Source organism: Streptomyces deserti (genome assembly GCF_054782695.1).
This window is the reverse complement of the sequence record NZ_BAAGRZ010000026.1, coordinates 87,946-102,770: the sequence shown is the minus strand read 5'-3', so window position 1 is coordinate 102,770 and position 14,825 is coordinate 87,946. Positions and strand designations below refer to the sequence as shown.

General features: G+C 70.8%; 16 protein-coding genes and 2 pseudogenes. 10 read left to right on the top strand and 8 right to left on the bottom strand.

The genetic code is table 11. The annotated features are described in order from the left end of the window. Positions 1-142 precede the first annotated feature (142 nt). Together ACYVMZ_RS30935 and ACYVMZ_RS30930 are read left to right on the top strand one after the other, a co-directional pair. Complete coding sequence (locus tag ACYVMZ_RS30935) at positions 143-1,672, top strand: aldehyde dehydrogenase (NADP(+)) (protein WP_461085509.1); 1,530 nt, start codon at positions 143-145, stop codon at positions 1,670-1,672. Between the two features lie 130 nt (positions 1,673-1,802). Continuing rightward, positions 1,803-2,411, top strand: a complete 609-nt coding sequence (locus tag ACYVMZ_RS30930; RefSeq protein ID WP_461085508.1) for a DUF1349 domain-containing protein — start codon at positions 1,803-1,805, stop codon at positions 2,409-2,411. A 9-nt stretch (positions 2,412-2,420) separates the two neighbouring features. On the opposite strand, the gene ACYVMZ_RS30925 is transcribed toward ACYVMZ_RS30930, so the two are convergent. Further along, positions 2,421-2,588: a hypothetical protein gene (locus tag ACYVMZ_RS30925; RefSeq protein ID WP_461085506.1), complete on the bottom strand. Its 168-nt coding sequence runs from the start codon at positions 2,586-2,588 to the stop codon at positions 2,421-2,423. On the opposite strand from ACYVMZ_RS30925, the pseudogene ACYVMZ_RS30920 reads away from it, so the two are divergent. The 4 genes and pseudogenes from ACYVMZ_RS30920 to ACYVMZ_RS30905 form a co-directional block, all read left to right on the top strand. Then, positions 2,523-2,684 (top strand): annotated as a pseudogene (locus tag ACYVMZ_RS30920) (AraC family transcriptional regulator); the annotation flags it as partial. The gene ACYVMZ_RS30925 and the pseudogene ACYVMZ_RS30920 sit on opposite strands and share 66 nt — an antisense overlap. Further along, entirely contained in the window at positions 2,681-3,184 is a 504-nt protein-coding gene (locus tag ACYVMZ_RS30915; RefSeq protein WP_461085504.1) for a GNAT family N-acetyltransferase, read from the top strand. The pseudogene ACYVMZ_RS30920 and the gene ACYVMZ_RS30915, both read left to right, overlap by 4 nt. A gap of 74 nt (positions 3,185-3,258) precedes the next feature. Next, positions 3,259-3,969, top strand: a pseudogene (locus ACYVMZ_RS30910) (DsbA family oxidoreductase); the annotation flags it as partial. Positions 3,970-4,070: 101 nt separating this feature from the next. Further along, entirely contained in the window at positions 4,071-5,123 is a 1,053-nt protein-coding gene (locus ACYVMZ_RS30905) for an aminotransferase class V-fold PLP-dependent enzyme (protein WP_461085502.1), read from the top strand. Positions 5,124-5,187: 64 nt separating this feature from the next. On the opposite strand, the gene thpD is transcribed toward ACYVMZ_RS30905, so the two are convergent. The 6 genes from thpD to ACYVMZ_RS30875 all read right to left on the bottom strand — a co-directional run bounded on the left by thpD (position 5,188) and on the right by ACYVMZ_RS30875 (position 10,652). Beyond that, positions 5,188-6,078: an ectoine hydroxylase gene (gene thpD / locus ACYVMZ_RS30900; RefSeq protein WP_461085500.1), complete on the bottom strand. Its 891-nt coding sequence runs from the start codon at positions 6,076-6,078 to the stop codon at positions 5,188-5,190. A 7-nt stretch (positions 6,079-6,085) separates the two neighbouring features. Next, positions 6,086-6,490 (bottom strand): ectoine synthase, encoded by a 405-nt coding sequence (locus ACYVMZ_RS30895; protein WP_461085498.1) that lies wholly within the window; start codon positions 6,488-6,490, stop codon positions 6,086-6,088. Positions 6,491-6,538: 48 nt separating this feature from the next. Continuing rightward, positions 6,539-7,810, bottom strand: coding sequence for a diaminobutyrate--2-oxoglutarate transaminase (gene ectB, locus ACYVMZ_RS30890; RefSeq protein WP_461085496.1), 1,272 nt, complete (start codon positions 7,808-7,810; stop codon positions 6,539-6,541). Between the two features lie 81 nt (positions 7,811-7,891). Next, positions 7,892-8,398 (bottom strand): diaminobutyrate acetyltransferase, encoded by a 507-nt coding sequence (gene ectA / locus ACYVMZ_RS30885; RefSeq protein WP_461085494.1) that lies wholly within the window; start codon positions 8,396-8,398, stop codon positions 7,892-7,894. Between the two features lie 317 nt (positions 8,399-8,715). Continuing rightward, the gene (locus tag ACYVMZ_RS30880; RefSeq protein ID WP_461085492.1) at positions 8,716-9,246 is read right to left on the bottom strand and encodes a DinB family protein; all 531 of its coding nucleotides are present in this window, start codon (positions 9,244-9,246) and stop codon (positions 8,716-8,718) included. A 305-nt stretch (positions 9,247-9,551) separates the two neighbouring features. After that, the gene (locus ACYVMZ_RS30875) at positions 9,552-10,652 is read right to left on the bottom strand and encodes a pyridoxal-phosphate-dependent aminotransferase family protein (RefSeq protein WP_461085537.1); all 1,101 of its coding nucleotides are present in this window, start codon (positions 10,650-10,652) and stop codon (positions 9,552-9,554) included. Between the two features lie 217 nt (positions 10,653-10,869). Here ACYVMZ_RS30875 and ACYVMZ_RS30870 point away from each other — a divergent pair, with 217 nt between their 5' ends. From ACYVMZ_RS30870 to ACYVMZ_RS30855, 4 genes are read left to right on the top strand one after another with little or no spacing between them, the layout of a single operon-like run. After that, positions 10,870-11,724 (top strand): transporter substrate-binding domain-containing protein, encoded by an 855-nt coding sequence (locus tag ACYVMZ_RS30870; protein WP_461085490.1) that lies wholly within the window; start codon positions 10,870-10,872, stop codon positions 11,722-11,724. Continuing rightward, positions 11,721-12,554 carry an amino acid ABC transporter permease gene (locus tag ACYVMZ_RS30865; protein WP_461085488.1) on the top strand — a complete coding sequence of 278 codons (834 nt, stop codon included), beginning with the start codon at positions 11,721-11,723 and terminating at the stop codon, positions 12,552-12,554. Before ACYVMZ_RS30870 ends, ACYVMZ_RS30865 begins: the two co-directional genes overlap by 4 nt. After that, positions 12,551-13,342, top strand: a complete 792-nt coding sequence (locus ACYVMZ_RS30860) for an amino acid ABC transporter ATP-binding protein (protein WP_461085486.1) — start codon at positions 12,551-12,553, stop codon at positions 13,340-13,342. Before ACYVMZ_RS30865 ends, ACYVMZ_RS30860 begins: the two co-directional genes overlap by 4 nt. Positions 13,343-13,363: 21 nt before the next feature. Next, positions 13,364-14,461: an amidohydrolase family protein gene (locus ACYVMZ_RS30855; RefSeq protein ID WP_461085484.1), complete on the top strand. Its 1,098-nt coding sequence runs from the start codon at positions 13,364-13,366 to the stop codon at positions 14,459-14,461. 40 nt (positions 14,462-14,501) lie between these two features. Here the strand turns inward: ACYVMZ_RS30855 and ACYVMZ_RS30850 are convergent, their stop codons facing one another. After that, entirely contained in the window at positions 14,502-14,825 is a 324-nt protein-coding gene (locus ACYVMZ_RS30850) for a hypothetical protein (RefSeq protein ID WP_461085482.1), read from the bottom strand.

The following is a 14,825-nucleotide window of genomic DNA, read 5'->3' as shown; positions in this document are numbered from 1 at the left end:
CCCTTCGTTCGACGAGAAGCTGGAGATATAGTCTCCAACAGCTATTCAGCATCAGAGACAGTGTTCAGTATATCGAACAGTCCTGGTGGATGACGTACATCCTGCGGCATTGCATGCGGCAGTCAATGTGGAGGGACCCGCGGTGGCAGCAGCACCAGTCTGGAGTGTCGACCCCCGAACCGGGAAGCAGCGTGAACAGGTTGCGGTGGAGGCCACAGCCCAGGAGGTGGACGCCGCCGTCCGTGCCGCGCACGAGGTGCGGGGCTCACTGACCGACCGCAGCGTCCGCTCGGCCTTCCTGCGCTCCTGCGCCGAGGAGCTGGAGGCGGCCAAGGACGGTCTCGTCGAGACCGCCGACGCCGAGACCGCGCTGGGCCCGGTCCGGCTGACCGGCGAGCTCGCCCGCACCTGCTACCAGCTGCGGGCCTTCGCCGACATCGTCGACGAGGGCGCCTTCCTCGACGTCGTGATCAACCACCCCGACGACACGGCGACCCCGCCGATCCCGGACCTGCGCCGCTACAAGGTGCCCCTCGGTGTCGTCGCCGTCTACTCGGCGTCGAACTTCCCCTTCGCCTTCTCCGTCGCCGGCGGCGACACCGCGAGCGCGCTCGCCGCCGGCTGCCCGGTCGTCGTCAAGGCCCACCCCGACCACCCGGCCCTGTCCGAGCTGGTCGCCAAGGTGCTGCGCCGGGCCGCCGCCCGGCACGACATCCCCGCGGCGGTCGTGGGCCTGGTGCACGGCTTCGAGGCGGGCATCGAGCTGATCAAGCACCCGTTGATCGCGGCGGCGGGCTTCACGGGGTCCGTGAAGGGTGGCCGTGCGCTGTTCGACGCGGCCGCCGCGCGTCCCGTGCCGATCCCGTTCCACGGCGAGCTGGGCTCCCTGAACCCGGTCGTGATCACCGAGGCCGCCGCCGCCGAGCGCGCGGAGGCCATCGGGCAGGGCCTGGCCGGTTCGATGACGCTGGGCGTCGGACAGTTCTGTGTGAAGCCGGGCCTCGTGCTCGCGCCGTCCGGCGCGGCGGGCGACCGCCTGGTGAAGTCCCTGACGGACGCCGTCAGCGACACCGAGGCGGGCGTCCTCCTCGACCACCGCATGCGCGACAACTTCGTCGCCGGGGTCGCCGAGCGCACGCAGCTGCCCGACGTGGAGTCCCCGGTGACACCGGGCGCGGGCGGCGAGCACACGGTCAGCGCGGGCTTCCTCACCGTGCCGGCGGGCAAGCTGGCGCAGGAGGGCGAGCACGACCTGCTGCTGGAGGAGTGCTTCGGGCCGGTGACGGTGGTCGCCCGCTACGAGGACGAGGCCGAGGTCGAGGCCGTGCTGTCGCGTCTGCCCGGCAACCTCACCGCCACCGTGCACGTGTCCGAGCAGGAGGCCGCGGGGGAGGGGCGTGGTGCGGAGCTGCTGCGGGAGCTGACGCCGCTGGCGGGGCGTGTACTGGTCAATGGCTGGCCGACGGGGGTCGCGGTGGCGCCCGCGCAACACCACGGTGGGCCGTACCCGGCTACGACCTCGACGTCGACCTCCGTGGGTGGTACGGCGATCGAGCGGTGGTTGCGGCCGGTGGTGTACCAGAACGCGCCGGAGGCGTTGCTGCCGCCGGAGTTGAAGGACGACAACCCGCTGGGGCTGCCTCGGCGGTTCAACGGGCGGCTGGAGGTCTGAGCGGTAGCGCCGCAGGGGTGCGGGTGGACTGCGGGCCGCTGGTCGGCCGTGGCTCGTCGCGCCCACGCGGCGGAGCCGCATATCGACGCAGCCCCGCGCCCCTTGAAGGCCGGTCTGAGAGACTCGGCGAATGGATCTCGAGCTTCCCGAACTCCCTTTCCCGCTCCGTACGTACGGGCCCGACGGGCACTGGTCCCACGAGGGTGGGGTGTTGACCGGGTGGGCCGGGGCGCGGCAGGACCGGTTCGTGCCGCCCACCGATGAACGGCTGGATCCCGCCTCCGACGCGCCCCGGCTGCTCGGGGCGCCGGAAGGCGACTTCCAGCTGATCGCCCGTGTCACGGTCGGGTTCGCGGCGACCTTCGACGCCGGGGTGCTGTACGTACACGTCGGCGAGCGGGCCTGGGCCAAGCTCTGTCTGGAGTACTCCCCGGACGTGCCCACCGTGTGCACGGTGGTCACCCGGGGGCACTCCGACGACGCCAACTCCTTCACCGTGGACGGCAGTTCCGTCTGGCTGCGGGTGAGCCGCACCGGCCGCGCCTTCGCCTTCCACGCCTCCCGCGACGGGGAACGCTGGACCTTCGTCCGGCTCTTCACGCTGGGCGACGAGAAGGAGACGGGCGCGGCCCTGGTCGGCTTCATGACGCAGTCGCCGATGGGGGAGGGCTGTGTGGTGACGTACGACCACATCGAGTTCAGGCCGAGCTGGCCGAGCGACCTGCGAGACGGAAGCTGAACACGCACGTCAGCAGGAGCAGGGCCGCACCGATGCCAGGCTCGCCCGCATGCCCTCGGTGAATCCGCCGGAGACCAGGGTGCCGAAGACGGCGATCCCCAGGCCTCCGGCACCCTGCCCATGGACCCGGTGGCCCGCGCCCGCGGCCTCGGCACCGCCGACTCGCTCCGGGCTCACCTGGTCCGCCGCACGGGGCTGACGCCGAGCGCGTACCGTGCCCAGTTCAGCCGCCTGGCAACCGGAGCCGCGGCGGACACGTCCTCCGTTGCATGATCAGTGACCGTGTGAGTGGACGTCTGGTGATCAGAACCGCCCTGCCCGTCGAAGCCCCGGCCGTCGCCGCGCTGCACACCCGCGCCCGGTCCACGTACTACCCGGACGGCCTCCCCGACGACGGCACCGACTGGCCGGCCCGGTGGCGCGAGGCCATCGAGCGGCCCGACGGTCAGGTGCTGTGCGCGGTGCGCGACGCCCGTCTGGTGGGCATCGCCTCCTTCCGCGTCCCGGACGGCTCCCCCGCGGACACGGTCGAGCTGTTCCAGTTCCACGTCGACCCCGACCACTGGCGCTCCGGCGTCGGCACCGCCCTGCACACCGCCTGCCTGGAGCAGTGGCGGGCCGACGGCAGGCGGACGGCCGTACTGGAGGTGCACGCCGGCAACCGGCGGGCTCAGGCCTTCTACGCCCGGCAGGGGTGGCGCGCGGATCCGGAGCACCCGCCGTCCGGTGGTGAGCACCACCTGCGCCTGCGCCTGGCGGTGGCCGGGGAATGAACCCGGCTGCTTGAACGTTCACATATCAGGCGGAGGGAGTCTCCGTACCCGTACGACCTGGAGAGAGCCGAAGAATGCGCGTCGAGATCTGGAGCGACATCGCCTGCCCCTGGTGCTACGTGGGCAAGGCCCGCTTCGATAAGGCGCTCGCCGCCTTCCCGCACCGTGCCGAGGTCGAGGTGGTGCACCGTTCCTTCGAGCTCGACCCGGGCCGTGCCCAGGACGACATCGAGCCGGTCGTTACGATGCTCACCAGGAAGTACGGCATGAGCGAGGCGCAGGCCCTGGCCGGTGAGGACGACCTGGGCGCCCTGGCCGCCGCCGAGGGACTGGACTACCGCACCCGCGGCCGCGACCACGGCAGCACCTTCGACATGCACCGCCTGCTCCACTTCGCCAAGGAGCAGGGCAGGCAGGACGAGCTGCTCCAGATCCTCTACCGGGCGAACTTCGCCGAGGAGCGGTCCGTCTACTCCGAGGGCGCCGAGCGGCTCGTGGAGCTGGCCGCCGAGGCCGGGCTCGACGCCGACGCGGTGCGCAAGGTGCTCGCCGACCCGGCCGCGTACGCCGACGACGTCCGCACCGACGAGCGCGAGGCCGCGCAACTCGGCGCGACCGGCGTGCCCTTCTTCGTCCTCGACCGGACGTACGGCATCTCCGGCGCCCAGCCCACCGAGGTCTTCGCCCAGGCGCTGACGCGGGCGTGGGGCGAGCGCGCGCCCCTGCAGCTCATCAAGGACGAGGACGCGGACGCCTGCGGGCCGGACGGCTGCGCCGTGCCGCAGGGGCGAAACAGCAGGCCGCGGCCTACATATAAGCGCTCCTTAGCGATGCCGCGCAGGAATCGGCAATGGACGGGGAGTTCCCGGGGCCGCAGAGTGGTCGCATGGAGACCTTCGAGAACCTCGTCCGTGCCGAGTTCGCCCCGAAGAACACCTTCCTCAACACCGCGAGCAGCGGGCTCCTCCCCGCCCGTACCGTCAACGCCCTGAACGAGGCCGCACAGCTGCGGGCCGAGGGCCGTCCGCTGGACCCGCTGTTCGCGGACGTCGAGGCTGCCCGGGCCTCCTTCGCCCGGCTGGCCGGTGTCCCGGTCGGCCGGGTGGCGGCCGGCTCCTCGGTCGCCGCGTACACCGGGGTGGTCGCCGCCTCCCTGCCGGAGGGCGCCGAGGTCCTCACCGCCGAAAACGACTTCACCTCCGTGGTGAACCCCTTCCACATCCGGGGCGACCTCAAGGTGCGCGCCGTGCCGCTGGAGCGGCTCGCCGAGTCCGTCCGGCCGGGCACCGCGCTCGTCGCCGTCAGCGCCGCCCAGTCCGCCGACGGCCGGATCGCCGACCTGCCCGCGCTGCGCGACGCCGCCCGGGAGCACGGGGCGCGCACGTGCGTCGACTTCTCGCAGGCCGCCACGTGGCTGCCGATGGACGCCGACGCGTACGACTACACGGTCTCCGTCTGCTACAAGTGGCTGCTCGGCCCGCACGGGGCCGGCTTCCTGGTCGTCCCGGAGGACTTCGGCGGGCTGACGCCGGTCCTGGCCGGCTGGGTCGCGGGGGAGAACCCCTGGGACAGCTGCTACGGCCCCGTCACCGAACTCGCCCACTCCGCACGGCGGTTCGACCTGCCACCCGCCCTGTTCACCTACGCCGGGCTGCGCCGGTCCCTCGCCCTGATCGAGGAACTCGGCGTGGACGCCATCCGCGCCCACGACCTCGCCCTCGCCGACCGGTTCCGCGCGGGGCTCGCGGAACTCGGCCACGAGCCCGTCCTGGCACCCGGTTCGGCGATCGTCTCCGTGCCGGGACTCGGCCACCGGCAGCCCGAGTTGAGCGAGGCCGGCATCGAGGTCTCCAACCGCGCGGGGAACCTGCGCGCATCTTTCCACCTGTACAACACGGCCGCGGATGTCGACCGGCTGCTGGACGTGCTTTCCGGCTGACGCACGCCGGCGGGCGGCGTCACCGTCCCACGGTTGACGCCGCCCGCCCGAAGGGCACGAAAGGTCACTTCACGGGCGTGAAGTCCCGCGCCCCGATGAACTCCGGCCGCCGCACCGGCGCCGCGAACGGCTCCACCGCCGTGTTCTCCACGCTGTTGAACACGATGAACACGTTGCTGCGCGGGAACGGCGTGATGTTGTCCCCGGAGCCGTGCATGGCGTTGCAGTCGAACCAGGTCGCCGAACCGGCCTTGCCCGTGAACAGCTTGATGCCGTACTCGGACGCCAGCTTGGTCAGCGCCTCGTCGGACGGCGTGCCCGCGTCCTGCATCTGCAGCGACTTCTTGTAGTTGTCCTTCGGCGTGGCCCCCGCGCACCCGAGGAACGTCTTGTGCGACCCCGGCATGATCATGAGCCCGCCGTTGGTGTCGTAGTTCTCGGTCAGCGCGATCGAGACCGACACCGTGCGCATCCGCGGCAGCCCGTCCTCGGCGTGCCAGGTCTCGAAGTCCGAGTGCCAGTAGAAGCCGCTGGCCCCGAAGCCCGGCTTGACGTTGATCCGCGACTGGTGGACGTACACGTCCGAGCCGAGGATCTGCCGCGCCCGCCCGACGACCCGCTCGTCGCGCACGAGGTTCGCGAACACCTGGCTGATCTTGTGGACCTCGAAGACCGACCGGATCTCCTTCGACTTCGGCTCGACGATCGAGCGTTCGTCGGCGCGGATCTCCGGCGAGGTGACGAGCCGCTGCAACTCCTGGTGGTAGACGGCTACTTCGTCCTCGGTGATGAGCTGGTCGATGGCGAGGAAGCCGTCGCGCTCGAACGCCTGGAGGTCGGCGGGCTCGAACGGGCCCGGCGCGTCGGGCGCGCCCCAGACCACCGGGTCCTGGCGGGGGATCAGTACTTCGCTGGTTCCTCGGCTGGGGTAGAGATCGGTGACGGTCGTGGTCATGGTGATGTCACACCTCCTCGGGTTCGGTGAGCAGCGGATAGACGCCGTTCTCGTCGTGGTCCTCCCGGCCGGTCACGGGCGGGTTGAAGACGCAGAGGCAGCGGAAGTCCTCCTTGACCTTGAGCGTGTGCCGCTCGTGCCCGTCCAGGAGGTACATGGTGCCGGGCGTGATCGTGTAGCTCTGCCCGGTCTCGTGGTCGGTCAGCTCGGCCTCGCCCTCCACGCAGACGACGGCCTCGACGTGGTTGGCGTACCACATGGAGGTCTCGGTCCCCGCGTACAGGATCGTCTCGTGCAGGGAGAAGCCGACCCTCTCCCGGGCGAGGACGATGCGTTTGCTCTCCCACGTCCCGGACGCGGCCTTCACATGCCGGTCGGTGCCTTCGATGTCCTTGAAGGAACGGACAATCACGTGCTGCGATGCCTCCTAGATAGATGGTCGGGCGGGACCCGATGTCGGTCAGGCGGTTTCGCGGACGGCGCGGGCGAGCGTGGTCAGGCCCTCGTCCAGCTCGTCGGGGGTGATGGTCAGGGCGGGCAGGAGTTTGACGACCTCGCTCTCGGGGCCGGACGTCTCGATCAGCAGCCCGAGTTCGAAGGCGCGCCGCGCGATGCGCTCGGCCCGCGTCTTGTCGTGGAACTCCATGCCCCACACCAGCCCGCGGCCCCGGTACTCCTTGACGTCGGCGAGGTTCTCCTCGGTGATGGAGATCAGCGCCTGCTCGACCTGCTCACCACGCTTGCGCGTCTGCTTCTCCATCGCCGAGCCGTCGGCCCAGTACGCCTCCAGGGCCGCGGTGGCCGTGATGAAGGCGGGGTTGTTGCCGCGGAAGGTGCCGTTGTGCTCGCCCGGCTCCCAGACGTCCAGCTCGGGCTTGAACAGGCACAGCGACATGGGCAGGCCGTAGCCGCTGATGGACTTGGAGACGGTGACGATGTCGGGCGTGATGCCGGCCTCCTCGAAGGAGAAGAAGGCGCCCGTACGACCGCAGCCCATCTGGATGTCGTCGACGATCAGCAGCATGTCGCGCCGCTCGCACAGCTCCGCGAGCCGGCGCAGCCATTCGGCCCGGGCGACGTTGATGCCGCCCTCGCCCTGCACGGTCTCGACGATGACCGCGGCCGGCTGGTTGAGCCCCGAGCCCTGGTCCTCCAGCAGCCGCTCGAACCACAGGAAGTCCGGGACCTGCCCGTCGAGGTAGTTGTCGAACGGCATCGGCGTGCCGTGTACCAGCGGTATGCCGGCGCCCGCGCGCTTGAAGGCGTTGCCGGTCACGGCCAGCGACCCCAGCGACATGCCGTGGAAGGCGTTGGTGAAGGACACGATGGCCTCGCGGCCCTTCACCTTCCGCGCCAGTTTCAGCGCGGCCTCCACGGCGTTGGTGCCGGTCGGACCCGGGAACATGACCTTGTACGGCAGGTCACGCGGCCGCAGCACCAGGTTCTGGAAGGACTCCAGGAAGGCGCGCTTGGCCGTCGTCGACATGTCGAGGCCGTGGGTGACGCCGTCCCGCGCCAGGTAGTCGAGCAGTGCCCGTTTCAGGACGGGGTTGTTGTGCCCGTAGTTGAGCGAACCGGCGCCGGCGAAGAAGTCGAGGTACTCGTGGCCGTCCTCGTCGTACATGCGGCTGCCCACCGCACGGTCGAAGACGGTGGGCCAGCCGCGGCAGTAGCTGCGCACCTCGGACTCCAGGGTCTCGAAGACGCTCAGGTCGGGCTGGGTGATGGTCACGACGAATCGCTCCTCGTTGCGTGGGGGGAAGTCAGGGGGAGTCGGGGGGGAGAGTCGGGGAGTCAGGGGAAGTCGGAGGGGTCAGCCGGAGAGCGGACCGATGCGGTACAGGACCTCGGGGTCGTGCGGTCCGTCGGGGAACAGGCCCGCGTCGAACAGCACGTCGCGCTCCAGCCGGGCGCCGCGGCGCTCGGCGAACGAGGTGAACAGGCGCTCGGAGGCGGTGTTGCCCGGTGTGATGGTGGTCTCCACGGTGGTCACTCCGCGCTCCGCGACGGCCCGCGCGGCCAGCCCGTCCAGCAGCGCGGCGGCGAGCCCGCGCCCGCGGTGCGCCTCGTCCACCGCCACCTGCCAGACGAGCAGGGTGTCGGGGCGGTCCGGCCGGACGTAGCCGGTGATGAAGCCGACCGGTTCGCCGTGCTCGTCGCGCGCGACGGCCGAGGTGGCGGCGAAGTCCCGGCACCACAGCAGATAGCTGTAGGACGAGTTCAGGTCGAGGACCTTCGAGTCCCTGGCCATCCGCCACAGCGCGGCCCCGTCCGCCACCGACGGACGGTCGATTTGCAGGTCTGCTTGTGCGGCAGTCATGCGAAGCGAATTTACCGAGGGAAATTCAAAATTGCATCGCCGTGCGGGCTTACGTACGGGCGGGTCATGTGTTATCACGCGGGCGCGTGGATCAACGCACAGCCGTGGCGTATTGCCCCTGTTTGTCAGGAAAATACCGGGCAAAGCGAGCACGATGTGTAACGCGTCACAACCATGTAACCCTCGCGAGACCTGCCCGAATTACGTCGTTTGGCGTTCGCAGAATCTTTGCGTTTAGGTTCGGGAAGAGCGGGCAGAAGAATACGGGAAGCTACCCATGGAAAGCCAGGAAAAGAATTCCCGGAATTACGTTGAATTCACGCTCCGGTCACTCCGTCGATGCGTTCGCGCAGCAGGTCGGCGTGACCGTTGTGGCGTGCGTATTCCTCGATCATGTGGATGAACACCCAGCGCAGCGAGACCTCCAGCCCGGCCACCGGCCCGTCGGCGACCCGGCCGGTGTCCTCCAGCGACCGCCCGGCGCACAGCTCCCGTCCGCGCGCGACCTCCCGCCGCCAGATCGTGAGCGCCTCGTCGAGCCCTCGCGCGGGATCGAGGCCGTACCCGGTCCCGTCCTCGAACACGGGCGGTACGTCGAGCCCGCCGGCCACCCGCTGGAACCAGTTCCGCTCGACCTCGGCGAGGTGCTGCACCAGCCCGAGCAGCGTCAGTGCCGACGGCTCGACGGACGCACACCGCACTTGCGCGTCGTCGAGCCCAGCGCACTTCAGCTCCAGCGTGGCCCGGTGGAAGTCGAGCCAGCTCTCGAGCGTGGCGCGCTCGTCACCGGTCAGGAGGGGGATGGGGCGGCCGTCGGGCAGGGTGTGGGGGGTTGTGTCGGTGGTCATGCGGGGAGCATGGCACGGGCCACTGACAGCGCAGCCGGCTCTGCACCGCCGACCGGCGCCTTTCGGCCTGGCCGAGGACCAACGCCGGGCATATTGGGCGGCGCGGGACACTCGTCGCCGCGCACTTGGGCGGTGGGGGACGCCTGTCGCCGGGCATCTTCGGCGGTGGGGGACGGTGTCGCCGGGCATTCGCCGCAGCCTGCGATGCCGGCTGTCGGGCATGGGCCGCAGCCCGCGACGCCCGCTGTCGGGCATCCGCCGCAGCCTGCGACGCCGCTGTCGGGCACCTCGGCAGCCCGCGTCGCCTACCGCCAGGCGTCCTCCGCGGCCCGCAGCGCCGCCACCACGTCCACGTCCAGCCCCTTCTCCGCGAGCGCGACCCCGAGGGCCGTCAGGGAACTGCGCACCGCGCCCGGTGTCGCGTCCGTGCCGTAGTGGTTGACGCGGATCATGTCCTTGGCGAGCGCGCCCCCGCCTGCGGCGAGCGGTACCGCCGGGTCGGCGGCCAGGGCGCGGGTCACCAGTTCCGCGGCCACGACCCCGGACGGTGCCCGCAGGGTGGTGGCGACCGGGGCCGCTTCCGTCACCTCGTGGACGTACGGCTCCAGGCCGCCGCCGAGCGCCAGTGCCCCGGCGCGGGTGGCCGACGCGGCGGACGCGTGTCGGGCCATCACCGTGTCCGGGCCCACCGCCTCGATCCGCTCGACGCACGCCTCGAGCGCCAGCATCTCCAGCTGTGCCGGAGCGTGCGGCAGGGCCTTGCGGCCACCGTCGATCCAGCGCTCCTTCCAGTCCAGCAGCGAGAGGTACGACCGGCGTGGCGCCCGCGGGTTCGCCGCCATCCGGGACCAGGCCCGTTCGCTCACCGACACCGCCGACACCCCGGCGGGACCGCCCATCGCCTTCTGCGCGCCGATCACGCACAGGTCGACGCCCCACGTGTCCGGCAGCACCGGCTCGGCGCCGATCGACGCCACCGCGTCCAGGTAGAACAGCGCGTCGTGCGCCCGCACCACCTCGCCGATCTCCGCGACCGGGTTGGTGTTGCCGGTCGCCGCCTCCGCGTGCACCAGGGACACGAAGTCGATCTCCGGGTGCTCGGCGAAGGCCTGCCGGATCTGGCCGGCCGTGACCGCCGTGTGGAAGGGCACCGCCAGGTCGATCACCGTGGCGCCGCAGTCCCGCAGCCAGTCGCCGAAGGTCTGCCCGTACGGACCGGTGATCACGTTGAGCGCCGTGGTGCCGGGACCGGCCGTGGCGCGGATCGCGCCCTCCAGCGGCAGCAGCGCCTCGCCCTGCATGATCACGACGTCCTGCTCGGTGTTCAGCAGCCGTGCCACGCGGTCCTCGATCGAGGCGAAGTGTGCGGCGCTCAAGGGGGCCAGGTCGAGGAGGGGGTGGGTCACGGCGGTGCTCTCTTCGGTCAACTCTTCGATCGCGGGTAGACGCAGTCGAGGGTAACCGGCGCCTGCCGGCCGTTCCGGCCGGTGCCGGGACCCCGGCGGCGGGCGACCGCCCGGGCCGGACGGACCGCCACCGTGGCCCCAGGCCTGGTTTGAAAGACCAGCATTATCCCCATAATCGGAATAATCGGAACTCGCGTTCCCTCACAGGAGGCCCCCCGTGAACACGCTCCCCGGACGCCGGGCCCGCGTCCTGGCCGCCACCACCGCGACGGCCGGGCTGCTGCTCGTGGCCGGCTGCGCCTCGGACGACGACGGCGGCAGCGGCACGAAGACCGCCGCCGGCGGGGTGGAGCTCGTCAAGGCCGGGCAGCTGACCACCTGTACGCACCTGCCGTACCCGCCCTTCCAGTCGGAGATCGACGGCAAGGTGCAGGGCTTCGACGTCTCGCTGATCGACCTCGTCGCCGCCGACCTGGGCGTGAAGCAGCAGATCCTCGACACGCCGTTCGAGAACTTCAAGACCGGCGCGTTCCTCAACTCCGGCGAGTGCGACCTGGCCGCGGCCGGCATGACCATCACCGAGGAGCGCAAGAAGAACGTCGACTTCTCCGACCCGTACTTCAACGCCACCCAGGCCCTCCTCGTCGACAAGAACAGCGGCGTCGGCTCGCTCGCCGACGTCAAGGCCAAGGGCGTCAAGCTCGGCGCCCAGGCGCAGACCACCGGCGAGGACCACGCGAAGAAGCAGGGCTTCGACCCGGTCTCCTTCGAGTCCTCCGACGCGGTCCTCAACGGCCTGCGCACGGGCCAGGTCAAGGCCGTCGTCATCGACTACCCGGTCGTCCAGGGCTGGCTGAAGGACAAGGCCAACGCCGACGCCTTCGAGGTCGCCGACAACATCGACACCGGTGAGCAGTACGGCTTCACGGTGAAGAAGGGCAACACCAAGCTGCTCGCCGCCATCAACAAGGCACTCGCCGACGCCAGGGCCGACGGCACGTACAAGAAGCTGTACGAGCGGTGGATCGGCCCGTACGACGAGGCCGCGGCGTCCCCGGCGGCCGCCTCATGACCGAGGCGGACACGCGAGTCCAGCCGAGGAAGAAGGGCCTGACACGACGTCAGAAGCGCAGCGTGTCGCGCGGGGTCCAGTACGCCGTCTTCGTCGCGGCCGTGATCGCCTTCGCGGTCTACGCCGACTGGGACCGGCTGCGCAACCAGTTCGCGCAGGAGGACATCGCGGAGCAGATGTTCCCCGACGTCATCACGCTGGCGCTGAAGAACACCGTGCTCTACACCGTGACCGGCTTCGCCGTCGGACTCGCTCTCGGCATGGTGATCGCCCTGATGCGGCTGTCGTCCGTGGGCCCCTACCGCTGGCTCGCCGGCGTCTACATCGAGATCTTCCGCGGCCTGCCCGCCCTGCTGATCTTCATCTTCATCGGCGTGGCCGTGCCGCTGGCCTTCCCCGGCACGGAGATCCCCGGCGGCACGTACGGCAAGGTGGCCCTCGCGCTCGGCCTGGTGGCCGCCGCGTACATGGCGGAGACGATCCGCGCGGGCATCCAGGCCGTGCCCAAGGGGCAGATGGAGGCGGCCCGTTCGCTGGGTTTCTCACCGGCCCGCGCGATGGTCTCCATCATCATCCCGCAGGCGTTCCGGATCATCCTGCCGCCGCTCACCAACGAACTCGTCCTGCTCTTCAAGGACTCCTCGCTGGTGCTGTTCCTCGGTGTCACCCTGGAGGAGCGCGAGCTGTCCAAGTACGGCCGCGACCTGGCCAGCCAGACCGCCAACTCCACGCCGATCCTGGTCGCCGGACTGTGCTACCTGCTGGTGACCATCCCGCTCGGCTTCGTCGTCCGCCGCCTGGAGGCCAATGCCCAGGAGGCCGTGAAATGACCCGTCCCGAGATCGAGGTCCGCGACCTGCACAAGTCCTTCGGCACCAACGAGGTGCTGCGCGGCATCGACCTGGAGATCGGCCAGGGCGAGGTCGTCTGCGTCATCGGCCCGTCGGGCTCGGGCAAGTCCACGCTGCTGCGGTGCGTGAACCTCCTGGAGGAGCCCACCAAGGGCCGGGTCTTCGTCGGCGGTACGGAACTCACCGACCCGGACGTCGACATCGACGCCGTACGCCGCCGTATCGGCATGGTCTTCCAGCAGTTCAACCTCTTCCCGCACCTGACGGTGACCGAGAACCTCACGCTGCCGCAGCGCCGGGTGCTCAGACGGGGCAAGGCGGAGGCCGCCCGGGTCGCCGCCGAGAACCTGGCCCGCGTCGGGCTGTCGGAGAAGGCGACGGCGTACCCGTCCTCCCTCTCCGGCGGCCAGCAGCAGCGCGTCGCCATCGCCCGCGCGCTGGCGATGGGCCCCGAGGTGATGCTGTTCGACGAGCCGACCTCGGCGCTCGACCCCGAGCTGGTGGGGGACGTCCTCGCGGTCATGCGCATGCTGGCGAACGAGGGCATGACGATGATGGTCGTCACCCACGAGATGACCTTCGCCCGCGAGGTCGCCGACCGGGTCGTCTTCATGGACGGCGGCGTGATCGTCGAGGACGGCACCCCCGAGCAGGTCATCGGCAACCCCCGGCACGACCGCACCCGCCACTTCCTCTCCCGCCTCCTGGACCCCGCGATGGCGGAGGTGGAGGAGGAGACGTCGGACCAGGTGGGCAAGGCCGACTAGGGGCTCACTAAGGTGCGGTACATGAGCGAACGCGCGGTGCTGCATGTGAGGGGACGGGTGCTCGTCGGCCCGGAGGAGGACCAGGTCCGGGACGAGCTGTGGGTGGTCGACGGCCGGATCTCGTACGACCGTCCCGCCGGCGCGCGCGACGTGCGCACGGTCGAGGGCTGGGCCCTGCCCGGCCTCGTCGACGCGCACTGCCACGTCGGCCTCGACCGGCACGGCGCGGTCCCGGAGGACGTCGCCGAGAAGCAGGCGCTGACCGACCGGGACGCCGGCACCCTGCTCATCCGCGACGCGGGTTCGCCCTCCGACACCCGCTGGATCGACGACCGCGACGACCTCCCGAAGATCATCCGGGCCGGCCGGCACATCGCCCGCACCCGCCGCTACATCCGCAACTACGCCTGGGAGATCGAGCCCGACGAGCTCACCGCGTACGTCGCCCAGGAGGCCCGGCGCGGCGACGGCTGGGTCAAGCTGGTCGGCGACTGGATAGACCGCGACCTCGGCGACCTGTCGGCCTGCTGGCCGAGGGAGGCGGTCGAGGCGGCGATCGCCGAGGCCCACCGCCTGGGCGCGCGCGTCACCGCCCACTGCTTCTCGGAGGACTCCCTCCAGGACCTGGTCGAGGCGGGCATCGACTGCATCGAGCACGCGACGGGCCTGACGGAGGACCTGATCCCGCTGTTCGCCTCGCGCGGCGTCGCCATCGTCCCGACCCTGGTCAACATCGCGACCTTCCCGCAGCTCGCCGACGGCGGCGAGAGCAGGTTCCCCCACTGGTCGGCCCACATGCGCCGCCTCCACGAACGCCGCTACGACACGGTGCGCAACGCGTACGACGCCGGGATCCCGGTGTACGTCGGCACGGACGCGGGGGGCTCACTGGCACACGGTCTGGTGGCGGGCGAGGTCGCGGAACTGGTCACCGCGGGGATCCCGCCGGTGGAGGCGGTGTCGGCGACGACCTGGGGCGCACGGAAGTGGCTGGGCCGGCCCGGGTTGGAGGAGGGGGCACCGGCGGACCTGGTGATCTACGAGCAGGACCCCCGCACGGACGTACGCGTGCTGGGGGCCCCGCTGCGGGTGGTGCTGAACGGCCGGGTGGTGGAGTAACCCGGCCGGCACCTGCCGACCGGGCTACCGCACTCATCGGCTATGCGTACCCGGGTTGCCAGTCCAGCTGCTCGAGAGCCGTGAGGTCACCGCGCGCGAGCAGGGTCATCACCCGGATCATCTCCGCGCGCGAAACCTGCGGCAGGTGGCGAGGCTCGACTTCGCTGTCGTCGAGGTTCTCGAACACCAGGCTCCCCCCCTGGAACGCGGAGATGCTCCAGGACGACTCGTCATCCGTGACCGAGACGTCCGGATGCTCGTCATCGAGCGGCCCGTCGAGTTCGGCGACGAGCGCGGGGATGCCCGCCTCGCTTCCGTCATCCATGTCGCCACCTCGATGCGTGAACGTGATGGACACCGTCAC

What these genes read in the sequence shown, in the direction of transcription:
- ACYVMZ_RS30915 (WP_461085504.1), top strand. Translation starts at nt 2,681, where the DNA reads ATGATCAGTGACCGTGTGAGTGGACGTCTGGTGATCAGAACCGCCCTG.
- ectA (WP_461085494.1), bottom strand. Translation starts at nt 8,398, where the DNA reads ATGACTGCCGCACAAGCAGACCTGCAAATCGACCGTCCGTCGGTGGCG.
- ACYVMZ_RS30865 (WP_461085488.1), top strand. Translation starts at nt 11,721, where the DNA reads ATGACCGAGGCGGACACGCGAGTCCAGCCGAGGAAGAAGGGCCTGACA.
- thpD (WP_461085500.1), bottom strand. Translation starts at nt 6,078, where the DNA reads ATGACCACGACCGTCACCGATCTCTACCCCAGCCGAGGAACCAGCGAA.
- ACYVMZ_RS30880 (WP_461085492.1), bottom strand. Translation starts at nt 9,246, where the DNA reads ATGACCACCGACACAACCCCCCACACCCTGCCCGACGGCCGCCCCATC.
- ACYVMZ_RS30855 (WP_461085484.1), top strand. Translation starts at nt 13,364, where the DNA reads ATGAGCGAACGCGCGGTGCTGCATGTGAGGGGACGGGTGCTCGTCGGC.
- ACYVMZ_RS30860 (WP_461085486.1), top strand. Translation starts at nt 12,551, where the DNA reads ATGACCCGTCCCGAGATCGAGGTCCGCGACCTGCACAAGTCCTTCGGC.
- ACYVMZ_RS30905 (WP_461085502.1), top strand. Translation starts at nt 4,071, where the DNA reads ATGGAGACCTTCGAGAACCTCGTCCGTGCCGAGTTCGCCCCGAAGAAC.
- ACYVMZ_RS30930 (WP_461085508.1), top strand. Translation starts at nt 1,803, where the DNA reads ATGGATCTCGAGCTTCCCGAACTCCCTTTCCCGCTCCGTACGTACGGG.